Consider the following 19,161-nt stretch of genomic DNA (forward strand, 5'->3'; position numbering starts at 1 on the left):
CGGGGCCGAGATGTCGGGGTTAGCCCTGAAGCTCCGAACCGTCGCCGAGCGTACCGCCCGACGGCGTTCGACCCGTGAGACGGGCGTAGACGGCGCCGGTGATATAGCCGTAGGCGAGGTGGGCGACGAGCGTCAGGCCGGCGAAGGCGAACACGATGGCCCCCGAGAGTTCCGCCCGTCCGAGGAGGAGGAACGGAATCCAGAGGAGCACGCCGATTCCCATCCCCTTTATCGCGGGGTCAGACCCGGGGACGGAGTCCTCGACGGCGACGAGCAGGAGGGGCCACGCCAGCGTCCCGGCGGCGACAAACAGGACGAATCCGACGGTCGTACTCCCGGGGACGCCGACGAACCGCGCGACGACGTCGAACATGCCTACCTGCGACCGGGTTTCGACCTCGAAGAGGAGGAGTAGAACGGTCAGCGCGGCGGTTCCGGAGAGTCCACCGGCGACAGCGGCGAGGGACCGGTTCATACCGTTCGGTTCGTAGAACTGCCGAATAAGCCTGACGGGGCGCGGGCGAAACTACACGTTCACGAGGGGAGTGGATTCGAGTGGCGGTCGGTCGACGCTCGGCGTCGTCCGACCGTCCTGCGGACCCGTCACCTTACAGGATGAACGTGACGATAGCGAGCACGAGGAACACCACGACGAGGATTCGCGCGGCGCTCATCGAGAGGCCCGCGACGCCGCGGAACCCCGCGAAACCCGCCAGAATGGCGAGCACGAGGAACGCGATGGCGAGCGTCAGGAGCCCTCCCGACTGCAGGGGGAGCGCGGTCGACGCGACTGCGGCACCGGTCGTGAGCGCTGTGAGTGCTGTCATTGCAGTTTCGACGACTCTCTCTCGACACATAACCGTTGTAGCCCTCGAATTGACAGTCACTTATTCCGACAGCTGCGACGATTGATACCGGCGTGGCGCCTACCACGCCGAGTGTCCCGCGCCGATTCCGTCGTCCGAGTGACGAAAGCCGTCGTCGCCATCAGTCGCGAGAAGAACGTGACGACGCTCGCCGCCAGTCTGTCGTACTACGTGTTCAACGCGTTCGTGCCGACGGTGTTCCTGTTGGTCGTCGGCATCGCCACGTTCGGCAGCGTCGACGCCATCGCGCAGGGACTCGGCCGCCTCACGAGCGTCGAACCGAACCAGCTTCAGCGGGTGTTGAAGATGATCGGCGCCCAGACCGACGCCCGCGTTCGGGCGCTGTCGCTCGCCGTCGCCATCATGGTGTGGAGTACGCTGAAGAGCTTCCGCTCGATTCAGGACACGTTCGCCGAGGTGTACGGCACGCGCCGGCACACGTCGTTCTGGGGGCGCATACGCGACACGGGACTCGTCTTCGTCGGCACGACCATCGCGCTCATCGTCGTCTCGTTCGTCTCCGTCGCCCTGTCGTTGGCTCTCGGCGGCTGGTGGTCGGTGGCGAGCGGACTGCTCATCTTCGCCTCCCTGGTCGTCGGCTTCTTTCCGATGTACTACTTCTTCCCGGGCGTCGACCAATCGCCGCGCGAGGCGCTTCCGGGCGTCCTCGTGGCCGCGGCCGCGTGGACCGTCTCGGGGTTCGTCTTCCGCGTCTACGTCGGCCTCTCCGAGAGCGTCCAACTGTACGGCATCGCGGGCGTGGCGCTCATCTTCCTCTCGTGGCTGTATCTCGGCGGACTGGCCATCCTCGTCGGCGTCGTCGTCAACGCCGTCCTCTCGGGACGCGTCGACGCCGACCTGGAGTGGCTCCCGAGCGTTCCCAGCGCGCCCGAGGCCCTGTCGGACGACGACGAGGTCGACGCCGAGGCGCGCTCGTGACCCCGCCGGACGGCCGCCGAGCGCGTGATTCGACGGCTATATCACCGATTGGTGACTGAGAGGAGACGATGCCGGTCGCTCCCCACGCTCTCCGCGGGGTCGCCGTCCGCGTCGTCTCGCCCGCCCGCGAGGTGGCGTCCCGTGGTTGACCTCGAACTCGACGGTGTCCGCCGGGAGTACGCCGGAACGGCCGCCTTGGCGGACGTCTCCCTGTCGGTCGCCGAGGGGGAGTTCTTCACGCTGGTCGGCCCCTCCGGGTGCGGGAAGACGACGACGCTCCGCCTCGTCGCCGGGTTGGAGTCGCCCGACGCGGGCGCCGTCCGCTTCGGCGGCGAGGACGTGCGCGGGGTGCCGACCGAGGACCGCGACGTGGGCGTCGTCTTCCAGAACTACGCGCTGTTCCCCCACATGAGCGTCCGCGAGAACGTCGCCTACGGCCTGCAGTTCGACGGGCCGCCCGCCGGGACCACGAAGGAGGAACGCGTCGACGAGCTGCTGTCGATGGTGAATCTAGAGGGAATGGGCGGCCGCGACCCGGACGAACTCTCCGGCGGGCAACAGCAGCGGGTCGCCCTCGCCCGCGCCCTCGCGCCCGAACCGCGCGTCCTCCTCCTCGACGAACCCATGAGCGCCCTCGACGCCCGACTCCGCGAGCAACTCCGCCGCAGCGTCAAGGCCATCCAACGGGAACTGGACGTGACGACGCTGTACGTCACGCACGACCAGGAGGAGGCGCTGGCCGTCTCCGACCGCGTGGCCGTGATGAACGCCGGCCGGGTCGAACAGGTCGGCACGCCGCAGGCGATATACCGCCGGCCGGAGACGGCGTTCGTCGCCTCCTTCGTCGGCGACAACAACGTCTTCGAGGCCGAGGTTCTGGCGTCGCCCCCCGAGTCGACGGCCGCCCGCGTCGCGGACGCCGAGTTCGAACTGCCGCCCGTCGACGCCGCGGCGGGCGAGACGGTGCGATTCTGCGTCCGCCCGGAGCGCCTGTCGGTGGCGGACCCGCCCTCGCCGGACGCCCCCTCGCCGCCGAACCGCCTGACCGTCGACGTGGAGACGGCGGAGTTCCTCGGCGATACGACCCGGCTGTACTGCCGGTGGGCGGGGAGACGGATAGTCGTCCGGACGCCGGACGTGCCCGACGCGGACCGCCTCGACGTCGAATTCGAGCCCGCGGCGGCGACGTTTTTCTGAGTCCGAGATGTCGACCCGCGGCCGCGCGCTCCGGAAGCGACACCGACATGCCGGGCGCGCGAGAGGCCCCATCCGATGATAACGCTCGCTTCGGACTTCGGGACGCCGTACCCGGCGGCGATGAAAGGCGTGCTACTCGGACGCACCGACGCCCGACTCGTCGACGTGGGCCACGACTTCCCGCGGCAGGACGTGCGCGCGACGGCTTTTTGGCTCCGGGAGGTGCTGCCGTACTTCCCGCCGGCGACGCACCTCGTCGTCGTCGACCCCGGCGTCGGCACCGACCGCGCGGCCCTCGTCGTCGAGGTGGACGGACACACCTTCGTCGCGCCGGACAACGGCGTCGTGCTCCCGGTCGCCCGCGAAATCGCCGGCGACGACTTCGACGTGTACGAAGTCGCGTACGAGGAGACGCCGAGCAACACGTTCCACGGGCGCGACGTGTTCGCGCCGGCCGCGGCGGACGTCCACGACGCCCCCGCGGTGACGGCCGTCGACCGAATCGCGCCGACAGACGAGTACGTCGACCTCGCCTTTCCAGACCCCGACGTGGGCGACGGCGCCGCGGCGGGCGAAGTGCTCGTCGTCGACGGCTTCGGCAACGTCGTCACGAACGTCCCCGGGGAGTTCCTCGACGGCCTCGACCGGGTGTCCGTCGGCGGGGAGGCGGTTCCGGTCGGCCGGTCGTACGCCGCCGTCGACCCCGGCGACCGTGTCGTTACCGTCGGCAGCCACGGCAACGTGGAGTTCGCGGTGAACCGCGGCCGCGGCGACGACGCGTTCGGGTTCGAGGCGGGGGACGCGGTGTCGCTCGAACGCGCGTGAGGCGACGGGACGGGGGTCGGAGCCGGCGGACGAGAACTTTTTTCACGGAGACGAGTGACGGCCGAGACGACCTCTTACGGCCGTAGCCGCGGCACCGCGCTCCGCTCGGTGCCGCGCCGGCCGGTCGTCGCCCGTTACGCGGCGAACACCATGACACGAGACGCGCGCGAGAGACTCGCGAAACGGTTCGCAGACTACCGAATCGCCCGTCGCCTCCACGACGTGCCGCCGCACGAGGTGTACGAGATAGCGCTCGACGGCCGCCGCGCCGTCTACAAGGGCGACATCGAACCAACGGGGAATGCGGCCGTCGAAGGCCGTATCATCGACATCGTCGGGCGTGAGACGGCGGTTCCGGTGCCCGAGATACGGCACGTCGGCGACGATTACTACGTCGCCACGTGGCACTCCGGCGCCCCCGCGCCGGACGCGTCGGATGAGGCCGACGAGGCGTGGGCGCGCGCCGCCGGTCGCGGGCTGGCGACGCTCCACGAAGAGACGGAACCGCTGGTCGACGGCTACGGCCCGTTCCGCGCGGCCGGCGGCAGTCTCCGCGTCGAGACGGCGGACGACTGGCACGGGGCGGCCGTCGACGACGTCCGCCAACGCCGGTCGGTCCTCGCCGAGTACGGCCACGCCGACGTCGCCGACGCCGTGGTCGGGTTCCTCCGCGACCGCCCGGACGCCTTCGACGGCGCGGGCGACCCCGTCTGCTGTCACGGGTGGTGGACGCCCGAACACGTCGCTGTCAGTGACCGGCGGGTCGCGTGCGTCGTCGACTTCGAGCACGCGACGGCGGCACCGGGTGAGTGGGACTATTTGCGGACGGTCACGCCGACGTTCGCGGCGCGCGGCGAGGACGCGACGGCCGCGCGACGCGCGTTCCGGCGCGGCTACGAATCGGTCCGCTCGCTCCCACCCGGGTTCGAGCGCCGACGCCAGTACTACCGGCTGGTGAACGGCGTCTACTACTTGCAGTCGCTCTACGTGCAGGACCAGCACGGGTCGGCGGCGACGGCGGAGCGTGCGAAGCGGTTCCGAGCGCGGATGTTCGAGACGATGTCGGAACTCGGCTGAGGGCGGGTCAGGCGAAGGCGCGACTCGTCACGCCGAGTCGCTTTTGCTCTCGACGCCCCAACTCCCGGCCATGAGCCGCTTCGACGCCGTCCTCTTCGACCTCGACGGGACGCTGTGCGAGAGCGACCAGGACGTCGACCACCTCTACTTCGGGGCGTTCGAGCGGGCGGGCGTGGAACCGTTCGGCGTCCCGAGCGACCTGTGGGCGGTGCTGGACGGCCCGCCGACCACTCCGGACGAGTTCGGCTACTACCGCGCCGGCTTCCGGGCGGTGGCGGCCGAGCACGACCGGGAGGGGGCGGACGTGAGCGCCGTCGCCCGCGAGTTCGTCGACGGCATCGACTACGGGGCCGTCTCGCTCCTCGACGGGGCGGAGGCGGCGCTGGAAGACGCCGGTGTCGGCCATCGAGTGGGGCTGCTGACGAACGGTCCCGAGTACCGCCAATCGGTCAAACTGGAGGCGCTGGGGTTGGAGGACGCCTTCGAGGTAATCGTCTACGCCGGCGACATGGAGCGCCGGAAACCCCACGCCGACCCGTTCGACCGGGCGGTCGAATCGTTGGGCGTCGACGCGTCCGACGCGCTCTACGTCGGCAACTCCCTGAAGTACGACGTGGCCGGCGCCCGCGAGGCCGGGATGCCCGTCGCGTGGTATCCCGACGGCGACGTCGACCCCGGGTCGTACGACCCCGACTACGTCGTCGAGTCGCTCCCGGAACTCGCCGCTGTGCTCGACGGGTCCGCGGAGTGATTCGTCGGAGCCGTCGGGGGACGTCGACGACCGACGACCGGCCGCGGGAGGTGCGCCGGTGGACGACGTGACCGCGGTGCTCGACCGGGAGTTCCCCGCCCGGCGCGTCGCGGAGACGACGCCCGCGCGGCGGGGCAACACGAAGGAGACGACGCTGGTGCGGTTCGCCGACGGCGGGGGCGTCGTCGTGCAGTTCTCCGCGGACGCCGAGGCGTTCCGGACCGAACTCGCACTCGCCCGCGCGGTCCGGGAACGCACCGCGGTGCCGACGCCGCGGGTCCTCGCCGACGGATCGCTGGGCGGTCGACCGTACGCGGTCGTGGAACTGGTCGACGGAGCCGACCTGCACGAACGGTTCTCGCGCGTATCTTCGGCGACGCGACGACGGCTGAGTCGAGGATTCGGCCGCTCGCTCGCGGCGCTGCACGAGTCGTTCGTCTTCGAGGACTACGGCGCCGTGCGCGTCGAGGACGGACGCACGGGCGGCGAAGGAGACGAAGACGCGGGTGCCGCGTTGCGCGCCGACGGCACCGAGTCGTGGCCGTCGTGGTTCGACGCCCACGCCCGGGCGGGCGTCGACGCCCTCCCGACGGCGTTCGACGGCGTCCGGGACGAACTCCTCGCGGCCCTCGACGACGCCGACGTCTCCGGGAGTCCGACGCCGCGACTGTACCCGTGGGACCTCCGGCCCGGAAACGCCGTCTTCGACGGCGGCGACGTGGCCGCCGTGCTCGACTGGGGCGGGCCGCTGTCGGCGGCGGCGGGCCTCGCCGCCGCCAAGGTCGAACACCTCGTCGCGGACTGGTACGTCGCCGACGGCGCCCCCCTCAGAGTCGCGTTCCGCGAGGGCTACCGCTCGGTGCGGCCGTACCCCGAGGTTCCCTCCGTCTACCGACTCGCGGCGGTCGTCCGCTCGGCGGTGGACTCACACGGGGTCGTGACGCGGCCGCGCTACCCCGAACTGGAGGGCAAAAAGGCGGTCGCGTTCCACCGCGAACGAATGTGCGAGTGGCTGTCGGCCGCCTCGCCGTCCGACGGCTGAGAGCGGTCGGGGGCCATATTTTCAGCAAGCCGAGTCTTGATGCGCCGCCGCGGGGAACGGCTCCGCCGGTGACCGACAGGTGAGCCTGCAGACGACGCTCGAACGAATCGGCGACGTCACGAGCAAGTACTTCGTCCTCTGGGTGGTGGCGGTGGCGCCGCTGGCGCTGTACTCGCCGGAGACGTTCACGCCCATCGCGCCGTACATCACGCCGCTCTTGGGAATCATCATGCTGGGGATGGGGCTGACGCTGACGCCCGCGGACTTCCGTCGGGTCGTCGAACGGCCGCGCGACGTGTTCGTCGGCGCGGCCAGCCAGTGGCTGCTGATGCCGCTGTTCGCCTACGGTCTCGTCGCCCTCCTCGGTCTGCCGCCCGAGATAGGCATCGGACTCATCCTCGTCGGCGCCGCGCCGGGCGGCACCGCCTCGAACGTGATGACCTACCTCGGGCGCGGCGACGTGGCGCTGTCGGTGACCATCACCACGGTGACGACCGTCGCGGCGCCGGTGGTGATGCCGGCGTGGATCGTGCTCCTCGCCGGCGAGTCCATCTCGGTCACGTTCGCGGAGATGGCCGCGTCCATCGTGCAGGTGGTCCTCCTGCCGGTCATCAGCGGACTGCTCCTTCGGTACGTCCTCGACCGGTACGCGCCGACCGTCGCCCGGGCGGGCGTCTCCATCTTCCCGGCGGTCAGCGTCGTCGCCATCGTCGCCATTATCGCCGCCGTCGTCGGACTGAACGTGACGACCATCCTCTCGGCGGGTCTCGTCGTCCTCCTCGCCGTCGTCCTGCACAACGGTCTCGGCCTCGGGTCGGGCTACGGTATCGGGCGCGCGAGCGGGATGCCCGAAGAGCGCGCTCGGACCTGCGCCTTCGAGGTCGGACTGCAGAACAGCGGGCTGGCCGTCGCGCTGGCGACGGCGCACTTCGGCGCGAGCGCTGCCCTGATTCCCGCGCTGTTCAGCGTCTGGCACAACGTCTCGGGGCCGGCGCTGGCGACGCTGTTCTCCCGGATGGACGACGACGACGGGTCGGCGTCCGAGGGCGGTTCGGCGTCGACGGCCGACTGACTCCGGTTCAGGATTTCGAGATGGAACCCCGACCGGCGTCGTCGTCGTCGAACGGCCGGACGCTGAGGGGGTCCTCCAACTCCTCGCCCTCCTCGGCGGCCTTCAGGTAGAGCGCGGCGGTGATGAGGCCGAGGTGGCTGAACCCCTGCGGGAAGTTTCCGAGCAGGTCGCCGGAGTCGGGGTCGACTTCCTCGGAAAGCAGTCCGAGCGGCGAGACGTGCTCGTTCGCCGCCTCGAACACCTCCCACGCCTCGTCCAAGCGGTCCGAGAGCGCGAGACAGCTCGCGAGCCAGTACGAACAGACCACGAACGCCCCCTCCTCGCCCGGCAGCGGGTCGTCCTGGTACCGACGGACCAGCCCGTTCCCGCGGCCGAGTTCCGACCAGACGGTGTCGATGGTCGACTGCACCCGTTCGTCGTCGAACGGCAGCATCCCCGAGAGGGGGAGCATCAGGACCGAGGCGTCGAGTTGCTCGTTGCGGAACGACTGGGTGAAGCTCCCCCACTCCTCGTCGTACCCCTCCTCGACGGTCGTCTTCTTTATCTCCTCGCGCACTTCCGACCACCGCTCGACCGGCGCGTCGAACGCTTCGCCTTCCGCGATTTCGAGCGCCCGGTCGAGCGCGGTCCAGCACATTACCTTCGAGTGGACGAAGTGCCGCTGGTCGTCCCGGAGCTCCCAGATGCCGGCGTCCGTCTGGTCCCACGCCTCGCAGACGTAGTCGGCGATGTCCTTCACTGCCCGCCAATCGGCGGCGGCGAGTTCGTTCTGCGCCTGCGCGAGGTGGTACACGGAGAGGATAAGCTCGCCGTACACGTCGAGTTGCGTCTGTCCGCTGGCCTGGTTGCCGATGCGGACGGGGGTGGAACCGCGGTAGCCCTCGAAGTAGTCGAGCGTCTCTTCCTCCAGGTCGCCGTGGTCGAGGCTGTAGAGCGGCCGTATCTCCGCGGGGTCGCGCTCGCGGCTGATCTGGAGGAAGTCCTCGATGTACTCGCGGGCCTCGCGCTCGTGCCCGAGGTTGACGAGCGCGCGGGTGGTGAACGCGCCGTCGCGTATCCACGAGTAGCGGTAGTCCCAGTTGCGGACGCCGCCGACCACCTCGGGCAGCGACGCGGTGGGCGCGGCGGCGATGGCGCCGGTGTCGCGGAAGGTGAGCAGTTTGAGCACGATGGCCGAGCGCGTGAGGAGGTCGTGGGCGTAGCCCTCGTGCGGGCAGTCGTCGCCGCAGTTGTGCGTCCACTCCTGCCAGTAGGAGGCGGTCTCTTCGAGGAGCAACTCGCAGCGGTCGTCGTCGGTCGGTACCTCCATCCCGTACTGGAGGACGTACCAGCGGTCCTCCCCGGCTGAGAGGTCGACTGTCGCCGTCGCCGTCGTTTCGGCGTCGTTCACGTCGAGGTCCGTCGGACTGACGAGGAACAGTCGCTTCCCGTCCCCGCTGGCGACGGCGCCGTTTTCGGTCGATTCGACGTGCGTATCCGCCCGCACGAAGTCGAACCGCGGTTCGAACTCGACGTCGAGTTCCACCTCCCCGTCGGTACAGGCGACCCGCCGATAGATACCCTGTACCTTCGGATTCGAGGGGTCCTCCTCGCCCACGAACGGCATGAAGTCGGTGACGGTCACCGTCCCCGAATCCGTCTCGAACGTCGTCTGCAGAACCGCCGTCTCGTCGAGGTAGGCCTGCTCGCTTTCGTACTCGGCGGTCGGTCGAATCGAGAAGTGGCCGCCGCCGGGGTCGAGGATGCGGGCGAACACGCCCGGCGAGGACACCTTCGGGAGACAGCACCAGTCGATGGACCCGTCGGCGCCGACGAGGGCCGTCGTCTCTAAGTTGCCGATCGCTCCGTACTCCTCCAGCGGTGTGTACTCACTCATCGTTCTCTGTGGCTCCCGTCCGATGCTCGGGCGGACCGTTCTACCGTAGGCCACCGTCGCGGAGGGTTCTAACTGTGGTGGCCGTTCACAGCCCTCTTCGCGGCGCTGTCTCCCGTTTCGACGCCCGGACCGTCAGCGACCTCTCACGTCTGCATCCGCGTCCGTACCCACCTGTCTCGCTGGCCACACGATAGAAGTGCGTTCCGCGAGAACGCCCAGAAGAGACGATGAGACGACACGTACCGAACGTCGCGGGAGGGAGCGCTCGATGAGTTCGACGGACCGCTCAGAAGTGGTCGTCATCACCGGGTCCTCCTCGGGCATCGGGCGGGCGACCGCGCACGAGTTCGCGGAGGACGGCGCCAGGGTCGCACTGCTCGCGCGCAACGAAGAGCGCCTGGAGAACGCGAAAGCGGAAGTCGAAGAACGCGGCGGGAAGGCGCTCGCCATTCCGACCGACGTCAGCGAGTACGACGAGGTCGAGGCGGCCGCAGAGCGGGTCGAAGAGGAGTTCGGCCCCATCGACACCTGGGTCAACGCGGCGATGGCGACGGTGTTCGGCGAGTTCACCGAGGTCGAACCCGAGGAGTTCGAGCGGGCGACCGACGTGAACTACCTCGGTTTCGTCAACGGGTCGCACGTCGCGCTGAACCGGATGGTACCGCGCGACAGCGGTACGCTCGTTCAGGTCGGGTCGGCGCTGTCGTACCGCGGCATCCCCCTGCAGGCGGCCTACTGCGGGTCGAAGTTCGCCATCCGCGGGATGACCGACTCCATCCGCACCGAACTGCTCCACGACGACAGCGACGTGCACGTGACGACCGTTCACCTGCCGGGCGTCAACACGCCGCAGTTCGACCAGGTGAAACTCCACGTCGACAAACTCCCCCGTCCGGTCGCGCCCGTCTTCCAACCCGAAGTCGCGGCCGACAGCATCCACTGGGCGGCCCACCACGAACGGCGCGAGGTGTACGTCGGGCGCTCGACGGTCAAGACCATCTGGGGGAACAAGATAGCGCCGTGGCTGGTGGATCGCCTGCTCGCGAAACAGGGCTACAGCGGCCAGTTCCGCGACGAGGACGTCCCCGACGACTACGAGGACTACCTCTTCGAACCCAAGTCGGGCGACCGGGGCACGCACGGGTCGTTCGACGACGAGGCCGAGGCGGGGAGCGTCCAACTCACGCTCACCAAGCATCGCGAGGCTCTCGGCGCGGTGCTCGGCGTCCTCGCGCTCGTGGCAGCGAAGCTCTACGTCGGTGACGACGGATGAGACGCGCCGCGCTGATTCGAGCCGCCTACGGACTCCTGCTCCTCCTCGCCCCCGATTCGCTGGTCGATTCGGTCGCCGGGGTCGAGACGGGACGAGCGTTCTCCGTCCTGCGGCGGATACTCGGCATTCGGCACCTACTGCAGGCGTTCCTGTTGCGTGAATCGGAGTGTCCGCTGGCGACGGGGGCCGGTGCCGGGACGGACCTGATTCACGCCGCCAGCCTGCTGCCGTTCGTGGCGCTCGACGGGTCGAAGCGGCGCGTCTACGTCGCCGACTTCCTCGTGGAGGTGGCGTTCGCTGCGGTGGACGTTCGGTCGGCGCTGAAGGACTGACGAGTATCGACGGTCGTTTTGTCGGCGGAGTTTCGACGCTGCGGAGCGTCGTTGAGAAGCAGTAGAGGGCGATATTCGCTGACGGTCCTGCTGACTGGAAGCCTTGAGACCGCGAGCGAGGCCGAAGGCCGAGTCTCGCGGAACTTTTTTGGTCCAGATTTTTGCGAGGAGCGGTTCCCGCAGCGAGCCGAAGGCTCGCGAGGAAACCCGACGAAGCAAAAAGGTGGATGGGCGCTACAGGATTTGAACCTCGGTCGCTCTGCTCGCTTCGCTCGCGACGCTCCCTGATTCAAATCCTTCGCGGTAGATGATTCTCCGCTCACTTCGTTCGCGGAAGAATCATGGGCGCTACAGGATTTGAACCCGTGGCAACTTGGTCCGAAGCCAAGCACTCTGTCCAGACTGAGCTAAGCGCCCTCACTCATTCGTACCGGCGCGGTGTAATTTAAACCCACGGATTCCGTTCGGCGAACCCGCCGACTCCGCGCCATTTATCATCGCGGGACGGGGACGTTCCGCGTATGCCACCCGCCGGGGAGTCCGAGTCCGCCGACAGGGGCGACGCGGCGGCGTCCGGAGACGCCCCGTCGGACGGGGCGCCCCCGGAATCGACCGGGACGGCCCGGGGTCTACTCGAACTCACGCGCCCCGGAAACACCGTCTCGGCGGGCGTCCTGACGTTCACCGGGTCGTTCGTGGCGGCGGGCGTGTTCGCCTCGCCGCTTAACGTCGCCGCGGCGATGCTGGCGACGGTGTTCGCCACGGGCGCCGGGAACGCGGTGAACGACTACTTCGACCGGGAGATAGACGCCATCAACCGACCGGACCGGCCCATCCCGCGCGGGGCGGTGAGCGACCGAGGGGCGCTCGCGTTCAGCGTCGCCCTGTTCCTCGGCGCCGTCGTCTGCGCGGCGCTGCTCCCCCTCGAAGCGCTCGGCATCGCGGTGGTGAATCTGCTGGCGCTGGTCGCGTACACGGAGTACTTCAAGGGGTTACCCGGAGTGGGCAACGTCGTCGTCGGCTATCTCACCGGGTCGACGTTCCTGTTCGGCGCCGCGGCGGTGGGGGACCCGTTCGACCGGAGCGTCCTCGTGCTGTTCGGCCTCGCCGCGCTGGCGACGTTCACCCGCGAAGTCGTCAAAGACGTGGAGGACATCGCGGGCGACAGGGAGGAGGGACTGCGGACGCTGCCCATCGTCGCCGGCGAACGCGTCGCCCTCGGCGTCGGTCTCGCGGCGATGGTCGTCGCGACGACTGCGAGCGCCCTCCCGTACTTGGAGAGCGGATTCGGCGTCGCCTACCTCGCCTTAGTCGTCCCCGCGGACCTCCTCATGTTGGCCGCGTGCGTCCGGTCGTTCTCGGACCCCGCGGTCGCACAGCGTCGTCTCAAGCGCGGGATGTTACTCGCCACGGCGGCGTTCATCGCGGGCCGGGTATTTATGCCGGCGGGGCCGATATGACGGTATCACGAGGTGTGCGGAACGAACGGTTCGTCGCCGTATTCGACAGACCGGAGACATCTCATCCGAAGCGGACGGTCATCGAATCAAAAAGAATAATATCGGCTCGCGATATGTTACATCGTCTAATGGCTATCGGTGAGGTCACACCCCCCGGAAGCGAGCGTCCACCAGTCGGTCGGCCGACGCAGAGGCACCCGCATGTATGACCTCTCGCCGGCGCTCGATGCCGAGGTACCCCCGGGGACAAACCTCCTCATCAGCGGACCGCCGCTCACAGGGAAGCGCTCGCTCGCGCTCGATATCCTCGCGCACGGCGCCAACGACGGCGACGGCGCCATCATCGTCACCACGAAGGACGGAGCCAAGCGCGTTCTCTCGGACTTCGAGAAGCGCACCCCCTACGAGGGGAAACCCGTCGCCGTCGTCGACTGCGTGACGCGCCAGCAAGGCGTCAACGACATCCGCGACGACGACCGCATCAAGTACACCTCCTCGCCGGTCGACATGACCGGCATCGGGATCAAACTCTCCGAGTTCCTGCAGGCGTTCCACCAGGACCGCAACATCGAGCAGAACCGCATCATGCTCCACTCGCTGTCGACGCTCCTGATGTACGCGGACCTCCAGACGGTGTTCCGCTTCCTGCACGTCTTCACCGGGCGCATCCAGAGCGTCGAGGGTCTCGGCCTGTTCGCCATCGACGCCAGCGCGCACGACGACAAGACGATGAACACGCTCAAGCAGTTGTTCGACGGCATCGTCACGACGTCGGAAGACGGCGAACCGCAGATTCGGCTCGCGTCCGACTGACCGACGCCCGACCGCGCGGCGCCGGCCTCCGGCCCTCGTCGACGCGGTGCTTTTTGTCCGCGGGCCGCGTTCCTCCGCGCATGGTGAGCGACGACGACCTCAGAGAGATGCTCGACGCCGACACCGTCGCCGTCGTCGGTTGTTCGACGACCGAGGGGAAGGCCGCCCACGAGATACCGGCGTACCTCCAGCGACACGGCTACCGCGTGATTCCGGTCAACCCGTTCGCCGACGAGATTCTCGGCGAGACGGCGTACGACTCGCTGGCGGACGTGCCGGAGGACGTCGAAATCGACCTCGTGGACGTGTTCCGTCCGAGCGAGGAGGCGGGCGACATCGTCGACGCCGCCGTCGAGCGACGCGAGGCCGTCGGCGACGTGCGGTCGGTGTGGCTCCAACTCGGCATCACGGACGACGAGGCGGGCGAACGGGCGCGGGAGGCGGGCCTCGCGTTCGTGCAGGACAAGTGCATGAAAGTCGAGCACGGCCGCCTCGTCCGCTGAGACCGGTCACCCCTCCCAAGACTCGAAGTCGCCGTAGATACCCTTCGAGAGGTACCGCTCCCCGGAGTCGGGAAACACCGTAGCGACCGAGTCGTAGGGCGCGTCCACCTCCCCGTCGCGGATTCGCTCGGCCACGTCGCGCGCGGCGAGACTCGCCGCGGCGGCGGAGGAGGCGACGAGGTGACCCTCCTCGCGGGCGAGTCGCTGAACCTCCGTATGCGCGTCGCGGTCGGCTATCTGTACGACTTCGTCGACGAGTTCGGGGTCGAACAGTTCGTTGGTCGCCGGGTCGTGCGTGCCGATGCCCTCCGTCTTGTAGGCGTCCTCTTCGACGTCTTCCCCTTCGAGCGTCGCGTACAGCGACCCCTCCGGTTCGACGGCGACGACTCGGGTGTCGGAGTCCCGTTCGAGGGCGTACTTCGCGATGCCCATGAGCGTCCCCGCTGTGCCGCACCCGGCGACGACGGCGCCCACCTCGCCGTCGAGGGCGTCGTACATCTCGGGACCGGTGGTCGCGTAGTGCGCCTCGACGTTCAGGGGGTTCGAGAACTGCTGGGGGACGACGGCGTCGTCCGTCTCCGCGGCGACGGCGTGCGCCCGGTCGATGGCGCCGCCCATGCCATCCTCGCTGGGCGTGTTGATGACCGTCGCGCCGAGGGCGCGCATGAGTTGCTGTTTCTCGACGCTGAAGCGTTCGGGAACGACGAACACCGCCTCGATACCGAGTTGCCCGGCCGCGACGGCGAAACCGATGCCGGTGTTGCCGGCCGTCGGTTCGACGATGGTGCCGCCCTCGGGGAGCGTCCCGTCTTCGAGCATGCGTTCGAGCATGTACTTCCCGATGCGGTCCTTGACGCTCGCGCCGGGGTTGAACGACTCGAGTTTGGCGTAGACGGGCACCTCGTCGGGGGAAGCCTGAACGCGGACGAGGGGGGTCTCGCCGACGGTGTCGAGGACCGAGGCGAGCGGTTCCCGGTGCGTTGTCATGCGCTGGCAAATGTTGCCCCAGTACCTCAAAGTTCCCATCCGGCTGTCGGACGGCGCGTCCGCTGGCGGGCGTCGGTCGTCCGACCGGGAAAAGTGGTTCGGCGGTCAGTTCGAGTTGTTCGCGCCCGCGGCGTCGTCCTCGTCGACGGGTATCTCCGAATCCGTCCCGGCGTCCGTCGCCGCCTCGTCGGTCAGGTCGTCGCTGGCGGCGTCCGACCCGGCCGTCTCCGCCTCGGCGATATGGGCGTTGGCGGTGACGCTCTCGACGTCGATGCCCTCATGCTCCGCGAGAGCCTCCAGCAGGGCGCGCTGCTCGGCGTTCTCGACTTCGAGTCGGTCCACGCGCGCCTTCGTCGCCTGCGTCGTCTTGCGCATCTCCGCGAGTTGGTCGCGCAGTTCGTTCAGTCGAGCGTACACGTCTTCGGCCATCTCGGCCACTTTCTGGAGCTTCTTCGCCGTCCCTCCGATTCCCATGCACGGGGGTGCGCACTCCGGGCTTGTGTGCGTTCCGCTTTCGGCGACTCCCGGGGCGGGAGTCGACGCGTGACGGCCTTCAACCTCCGCGTCACCGCAGGACGCGTCTCGCAAATAGACGAATTCCCGGTAATATTCTCTCCTATCTTGGACAGAGAATGACACACACTTTTTGGTATCTCGGTCGGCGTCGGGCGTTCTCTGAGGGCGTTCTCGACCGAGTCGCGTCGTAGGTGAACCCGCTATGCCCCCGCTAGTTCGGAGCAGAGGCAGGACTGGCGGCGACGGCCGGTTCCTTGTGTGTCACCGACGACCGTGATATACTCTCGCTCGGGAGGACATTATGAACACGGTAGAACGATGGAAACAGGAGAAACACCCCCTCGACGTCGTCGACGACGTCCGCGAGTACGCCGCGGAGGGACTCACGTTCGAGGAGATAGAGCGACGCGCCGGCGACGGCGAGCGGGAACGCCTCAAGTGGGCCGGGATGTACGCCCACGGCCGGCAGGAGGGCTACTTCATGCTCCGGACGAAGGTGCCCGGCGGCCGCCTCACGCCCGACCAGGCCGAGGTCATCGGCGAGGTTGCCGACGAGTTCGCCGTCGCGCCCGACGAACACGGCGGCGAGGAGCAAAACGAGATATGGGGCGACGCCTACCTCGATATCACGACCAGACAGGACGTGCAGATGCACTGGATACGGGTCGAGGACGTGCCGGAGATATGGGACCGGTACGACGAGATCGGCCTGACGACGATTCAGGGCTGCGGCGACGGCGCGCGCAACGTCCTCGGCTGTCCCGCCGCCGGACTGACCGACCACGAGTGCTTCGACGCCCAACCCGTCGTCGACGCCGTCTCGGAGTACTTCACCGGCAACCGAGAGTACGCGAACCTCCCGCGGAAATTTAAAATGACTATCACGGGCTGCCGGGAGGACTGCGCGCAGTCGCAGATAAACGACGTCGGCCTCGTTCCGGCGCGCAGGGAGGCGGACGGGGGAGACGTCTACGGATTCCACGTCCGCGTCGGCGGCGGTCTCTCGGACGGCCCGCGGATGGCCTCGAACCTCGACGTCTTCGTCCGCCCCGAGGACGCCGTCGAGTTCTGCCGCGCCGTCGCGCAGACGTTCAAGGAACTCGGCGACCGGAACAACCGCGGCGTCTGTCGGATGCGCTATCTCGTCGAGCAGATGGGACCGGGAGCGTTCGAGACGGCCGTCCGCGACCGGTGCGACGCCGACCTGCCGTCGCGCGGGACCGACCTCACGCGCGGCTACGCGGGCGACCACGTCGGCGTGCGCGAACAGAAGACCGATGGCCTCCACTACGTCGGGTTCAACGTGATAGCGGGTCGGATGGGCGGCGACGAGTTCGTCGCGGCCGCCCGCGCCGCGCGGGAGTACGGCACCGACGAGAGCACCGTCCGCCTCGCCACCGACCAGAACTTCCTCGTCACGCACGTCCCGAAGGAGAACCTCTCGGACCTCCTGAACGAGCCGTTCGCCCGGAAGTACGAACACGACCCCGGACCGTTCGCCCGCGGCGCCGTCGGGTGCACCGGGTCGGAGTTCTGCAACTACGGCATCATCGAGACCAAAAATCGGGTGTACCGCTGGGCGAAGGCGCTCGACCGGCGGATAGAGACGCCCGCGGACCTCGACGTCGTCCGGATGCACATGTCGGGATGTTCGGCGTCGTGTGCCCAACCGCAGATAGCCGACATCGGCTTCCGCGGCGAGACGGTGCAGGTGGACGACCCCGAGGAGACGACGAACGACGAGGGCGACGCGGTCGTCGAGGGGATGGACGTCGGCCTCGGCGGCTCCTTGGGGGCGGACAACGAGTTTCTCGACTGGGTGGAGGGCGCCGTCCCCGCCCGCGCCGTGATTCCCGCGCTCGAACGGTTGTTCGCGGCGTTCGCTGACGAACGCGACGACGGCGAACGATTCTACGAGTGGACCCGGAGGGTGGAGAACGACCGCCTGCGGACCGTGATGCGGGAGGCGGACGCGAACGTCTCGGGAGGTGTCGCGCATGGGGACTAACGGAAGCGAGCGGCGACTCCCACACGTGCCCGATACGGGCGGCGACGTCGAGGAGACGGGCGTTCCGCCGGTGAGCGGCGGGGACGGCGGGCGGGCGTCGCGCTCCCGCGACGGCGATGTGAGGCTCATCACGTATCACAGGCGGGACGCGGACGGCCGGGAGGAAGGAAGAACCGATGGGGACCCCGAAACGGGCGACTGCGGGTGCGGCGGATGCACCTGCGGGTCCGGAGACGACGCCGGGGACGAGGCCGTTTCCGACGGCGGTACCCGTCCCTCGAACGTCGACGCCGACGGGAACCTCACGGACCTGACCTTCACCGAACCCGCGGCGGAAAAGAGTCAGGACGTGTACGACGACGCCCCCGACAGGCGGGTACAGGTGCCCGACGGCGTCGAGTTGGACACGCCCGGCTACTCCATCCGGCGGGAGATGAGCGACGTCGAGGAACCGGACGGGAAGACGTGGTTCATGGAACTCGACGCGGCGGTCATCGACGAGGGACGGTGCATCCAGTGCGGCACCTGCGTCGCCTCCTGCCCCTCGGACTCCATCGGCATCGGCGACGACGGCCTACCGGAGTTGGTGAAGATGTGCACCGGGTGTTCGCTCTGCTGGGACTTCTGCCCGCGCGGCGGCCTGCGGTACGAGCGCCAGTGGAAGATAACGGGCGGCGAGGACAACGTGAAGGGGGCCGGCGACCCCATCACGGAGTTCTCCGCGCGCGTCAAGGAGGAGTGGCGCGGGAACGCACAGGACGGCGGCGTCGTCACCTCGGTGTTGATACACCTGCTCGAAGCCGGCGAGATAGACGGCGCCTTGGTCGCCACCGAGTCCGATGAGGAGCCCTGGAAGGCGGAATCGTTCCTCGCGACGACGCCCGCGGAGCTAATCGAGAGCGCCGGGAGCTTCTACAACCAGACGATGGCGCTCGGAAACCTCGACGTCGAGCGGTGGGAGGAGAAACTCCCCGACAAGTCGCCCGAGGACCTCTCTTTGGCCCTCGTCGGGACGCCCTGCGAGATAGAGGGCATCCGCGCGCTACAGGACTTTGGGTGGGACTACGCGAGTCAGGAGGACGGCGTCCGCGCGATAGACTACACCATCGCGCTGATGTGCACGAAGAACTTCAACTACCACCGGCTCATCGGCGAGCAGTTGGCGGAAAAGCGGGACCTACCGCCCGAGGACATCGGCAAGTTGGACGTGCTCGACGGGAAGCTGATGGCGTACGACCACGACGGCCGGATGATTCTGGAGGAGGACGTCGAGGCGTTCCACGGCGCGGCGCTGAAGGGCTGCGACGAGTGCGCGGACTTCACGGGCTACTGCGCGGACCTGACCGTCGGTTCCGTCGGGTCGAGCGACGAGTACTCCAGCGTCATCGTCCGGACGGAGCGGGGGATGGAGGCGTGGGAACTGACGGAACCGGACCTCGACTACCACGACTTAGAAGACAAATCGGCCGTCGGCGGCCTGCAGTCGTGGGACAAAAAGCGAGCGTTCGAGGCGCTGCAGCGTCCGTTCGACCCGGACGCGCCGCGGTTCATCGAGTACGAGGACCACGCCGAGAACTACGGGACGACCCTGCGCGCCCACGAGTCGGACCACTGAGGCGGCGCG

Annotated in this window: 19 protein-coding genes and 1 tRNA gene; 14 read left to right on the forward strand and 6 right to left on the reverse strand. The window is 68.6% G+C overall.

Features of this window, described 5'->3' with window-relative positions; translation table 11 throughout:
- Nucleotides 1–19 precede the first annotated feature (19 nt).
- Complete coding sequence (locus NDI76_RS08325; RefSeq protein WP_310923538.1) at nt 20–475, reverse strand: DUF6789 family protein; 456 nt, start codon at nt 473–475, stop codon at nt 20–22.
- A gap of 133 nt (nt 476–608) precedes the next feature.
- The gene (locus NDI76_RS08330) at nt 609–827 is read right to left on the reverse strand and encodes a DUF1328 domain-containing protein (RefSeq protein ID WP_310923539.1); all 219 of its coding nucleotides are present in this window, start codon (nt 825–827) and stop codon (nt 609–611) included.
- Between the two features lie 111 nt (nt 828–938).
- Here NDI76_RS08330 and NDI76_RS08335 point away from each other — a divergent pair, with 111 nt between their 5' ends.
- The 7 genes from NDI76_RS08335 (at nt 939) to NDI76_RS08365 (ending at nt 7,769) form a co-directional block, all read left to right on the forward strand.
- Complete coding sequence (locus NDI76_RS08335) at nt 939–1,805, forward strand: YihY/virulence factor BrkB family protein (protein WP_310923540.1); 867 nt, start codon at nt 939–941, stop codon at nt 1,803–1,805.
- 141 nt (nt 1,806–1,946) lie between these two features.
- The gene (locus tag NDI76_RS08340; RefSeq protein WP_310923541.1) at nt 1,947–3,002 is read left to right on the forward strand and encodes an ABC transporter ATP-binding protein; all 1,056 of its coding nucleotides are present in this window, start codon (nt 1,947–1,949) and stop codon (nt 3,000–3,002) included.
- 75 nt (nt 3,003–3,077) lie between these two features.
- The gene (locus tag NDI76_RS08345; RefSeq protein WP_310923542.1) at nt 3,078–3,827 is read left to right on the forward strand and encodes an SAM hydrolase/SAM-dependent halogenase family protein; all 750 of its coding nucleotides are present in this window, start codon (nt 3,078–3,080) and stop codon (nt 3,825–3,827) included.
- 150 nt (nt 3,828–3,977) lie between these two features.
- Nucleotides 3,978–4,904 (forward strand): phosphotransferase family protein, encoded by a 927-nt coding sequence (locus NDI76_RS08350; RefSeq protein ID WP_310923543.1) that lies wholly within the window; start codon nt 3,978–3,980, stop codon nt 4,902–4,904.
- Between the two features lie 70 nt (nt 4,905–4,974).
- A complete protein-coding gene (locus tag NDI76_RS08355) occupies nt 4,975–5,655 on the forward strand; it encodes an HAD family hydrolase (protein ID WP_310923544.1) in 681 nt (226 codons plus the stop codon).
- A 58-nt stretch (nt 5,656–5,713) separates the two neighbouring features.
- Nucleotides 5,714–6,697: a phosphotransferase family protein gene (locus NDI76_RS08360; RefSeq protein WP_310923545.1), complete on the forward strand. Its 984-nt coding sequence runs from the start codon at nt 5,714–5,716 to the stop codon at nt 6,695–6,697.
- Between the two features lie 79 nt (nt 6,698–6,776).
- The gene (locus tag NDI76_RS08365; protein ID WP_310923546.1) at nt 6,777–7,769 is read left to right on the forward strand and encodes a bile acid:sodium symporter family protein; all 993 of its coding nucleotides are present in this window, start codon (nt 6,777–6,779) and stop codon (nt 7,767–7,769) included.
- Between the two features lie 7 nt (nt 7,770–7,776).
- On the opposite strand, the gene NDI76_RS08370 is transcribed toward NDI76_RS08365, so the two are convergent.
- Complete coding sequence (locus tag NDI76_RS08370; RefSeq protein WP_310923547.1) at nt 7,777–9,645, reverse strand: glycoside hydrolase family 15 protein; 1,869 nt, start codon at nt 9,643–9,645, stop codon at nt 7,777–7,779.
- 268 nt (nt 9,646–9,913) lie between these two features.
- Here NDI76_RS08370 and NDI76_RS08375 point away from each other — a divergent pair, with 268 nt between their 5' ends.
- Nucleotides 9,914–10,918, forward strand: coding sequence for an SDR family oxidoreductase (locus tag NDI76_RS08375; protein WP_310923548.1), 1,005 nt, complete (start codon nt 9,914–9,916; stop codon nt 10,916–10,918).
- On the forward strand, nt 10,915–11,250 hold the full coding sequence (locus NDI76_RS08380; RefSeq protein ID WP_310923549.1) for a hypothetical protein: 336 nt from the start codon (nt 10,915–10,917) through the stop codon (nt 11,248–11,250). The genes NDI76_RS08375 and NDI76_RS08380 overlap by 4 nt, the downstream gene beginning before the upstream one ends.
- Nucleotides 11,251–11,592: 342 nt before the next feature.
- Here NDI76_RS08380 and NDI76_RS08385 read toward each other — a convergent pair.
- A tRNA-Arg gene (locus NDI76_RS08385) sits at nt 11,593–11,667 on the reverse strand.
- Between the two features lie 104 nt (nt 11,668–11,771).
- Here NDI76_RS08385 and NDI76_RS08390 point away from each other — a divergent pair.
- The 3 genes from NDI76_RS08390 (at nt 11,772) to NDI76_RS08400 (ending at nt 14,026) form a co-directional block, all read left to right on the forward strand.
- Entirely contained in the window at nt 11,772–12,710 is a 939-nt protein-coding gene (locus tag NDI76_RS08390) for a geranylgeranylglycerol-phosphate geranylgeranyltransferase (protein ID WP_310923550.1), read from the forward strand.
- 201 nt (nt 12,711–12,911) lie between these two features.
- Nucleotides 12,912–13,523 (forward strand): RAD55 family ATPase, encoded by a 612-nt coding sequence (locus NDI76_RS08395; RefSeq protein ID WP_310923551.1) that lies wholly within the window; start codon nt 12,912–12,914, stop codon nt 13,521–13,523.
- Nucleotides 13,524–13,603: 80 nt separating this feature from the next.
- Nucleotides 13,604–14,026, forward strand: coding sequence for a CoA-binding protein (locus tag NDI76_RS08400; protein WP_310923552.1), 423 nt, complete (start codon nt 13,604–13,606; stop codon nt 14,024–14,026).
- Nucleotides 14,027–14,032: 6 nt separating this feature from the next.
- On the opposite strand, the gene NDI76_RS08405 is transcribed toward NDI76_RS08400, so the two are convergent.
- Together NDI76_RS08405 and NDI76_RS08410 are read right to left on the reverse strand one after the other, a co-directional pair.
- Nucleotides 14,033–15,013 (reverse strand): PLP-dependent cysteine synthase family protein, encoded by a 981-nt coding sequence (locus NDI76_RS08405; protein WP_310923553.1) that lies wholly within the window; start codon nt 15,011–15,013, stop codon nt 14,033–14,035.
- Nucleotides 15,014–15,118: 105 nt separating this feature from the next.
- Nucleotides 15,119–15,487 (reverse strand): DUF5798 family protein, encoded by a 369-nt coding sequence (locus NDI76_RS08410; RefSeq protein ID WP_310923554.1) that lies wholly within the window; start codon nt 15,485–15,487, stop codon nt 15,119–15,121.
- Nucleotides 15,488–15,830: 343 nt separating this feature from the next.
- On the opposite strand from NDI76_RS08410, the gene NDI76_RS08415 reads away from it, so the two are divergent.
- Complete coding sequence (locus NDI76_RS08415) at nt 15,831–17,537, forward strand: nitrite/sulfite reductase (RefSeq protein ID WP_310923555.1); 1,707 nt, start codon at nt 15,831–15,833, stop codon at nt 17,535–17,537.
- A complete protein-coding gene (locus NDI76_RS08420; RefSeq protein WP_310923556.1) occupies nt 17,527–19,152 on the forward strand; it encodes a Coenzyme F420 hydrogenase/dehydrogenase, beta subunit C-terminal domain in 1,626 nt (541 codons plus the stop codon). Before NDI76_RS08415 ends, NDI76_RS08420 begins: the two co-directional genes overlap by 11 nt.
- Nucleotides 19,153–19,161: the final 9 nt, after the last annotated feature.

Origin of the sequence: Halogeometricum sp. S1BR25-6 (genome assembly GCF_031624495.1) — an archaeon.
In the GTDB taxonomy this organism is placed as follows: domain Archaea; phylum Halobacteriota; class Halobacteria; order Halobacteriales; family Haloferacaceae; genus Halogeometricum; species Halogeometricum salsisoli.

Excerpts from the sequence above, each read along its gene's own strand:
- NDI76_RS08325 (WP_310923538.1), bottom strand. The coding sequence starts at position 475 with ATGAACCGGTCCCTCGCCGCTGTCGCCGGTGGACTCTCCGGAACCGCC.
- NDI76_RS08330 (WP_310923539.1), bottom strand. The coding sequence starts at position 827 with ATGACAGCACTCACAGCGCTCACGACCGGTGCCGCAGTCGCGTCGACC.
- NDI76_RS08345 (WP_310923542.1), top strand. The coding sequence starts at position 3,078 with ATGATAACGCTCGCTTCGGACTTCGGGACGCCGTACCCGGCGGCGATG.
- NDI76_RS08350 (WP_310923543.1), top strand. The coding sequence starts at position 3,978 with ATGACACGAGACGCGCGCGAGAGACTCGCGAAACGGTTCGCAGACTAC.
- NDI76_RS08355 (WP_310923544.1), top strand. The coding sequence starts at position 4,975 with ATGAGCCGCTTCGACGCCGTCCTCTTCGACCTCGACGGGACGCTGTGC.
- NDI76_RS08370 (WP_310923547.1), bottom strand. The coding sequence starts at position 9,645 with ATGAGTGAGTACACACCGCTGGAGGAGTACGGAGCGATCGGCAACTTA.
- NDI76_RS08375 (WP_310923548.1), top strand. The coding sequence starts at position 9,914 with ATGAGTTCGACGGACCGCTCAGAAGTGGTCGTCATCACCGGGTCCTCC.
- NDI76_RS08380 (WP_310923549.1), top strand. The coding sequence starts at position 10,915 with ATGAGACGCGCCGCGCTGATTCGAGCCGCCTACGGACTCCTGCTCCTC.
- NDI76_RS08390 (WP_310923550.1), top strand. The coding sequence starts at position 11,772 with ATGCCACCCGCCGGGGAGTCCGAGTCCGCCGACAGGGGCGACGCGGCG.
- NDI76_RS08395 (WP_310923551.1), top strand. The coding sequence starts at position 12,912 with ATGTATGACCTCTCGCCGGCGCTCGATGCCGAGGTACCCCCGGGGACA.
- NDI76_RS08400 (WP_310923552.1), top strand. The coding sequence starts at position 13,604 with ATGGTGAGCGACGACGACCTCAGAGAGATGCTCGACGCCGACACCGTC.
- NDI76_RS08405 (WP_310923553.1), bottom strand. The coding sequence starts at position 15,013 with ATGACAACGCACCGGGAACCGCTCGCCTCGGTCCTCGACACCGTCGGC.
- NDI76_RS08410 (WP_310923554.1), bottom strand. The coding sequence starts at position 15,487 with ATGGGAATCGGAGGGACGGCGAAGAAGCTCCAGAAAGTGGCCGAGATG.
- NDI76_RS08415 (WP_310923555.1), top strand. The coding sequence starts at position 15,831 with ATGAACACGGTAGAACGATGGAAACAGGAGAAACACCCCCTCGACGTC.
- NDI76_RS08420 (WP_310923556.1), top strand. The coding sequence starts at position 17,527 with ATGGGGACTAACGGAAGCGAGCGGCGACTCCCACACGTGCCCGATACG.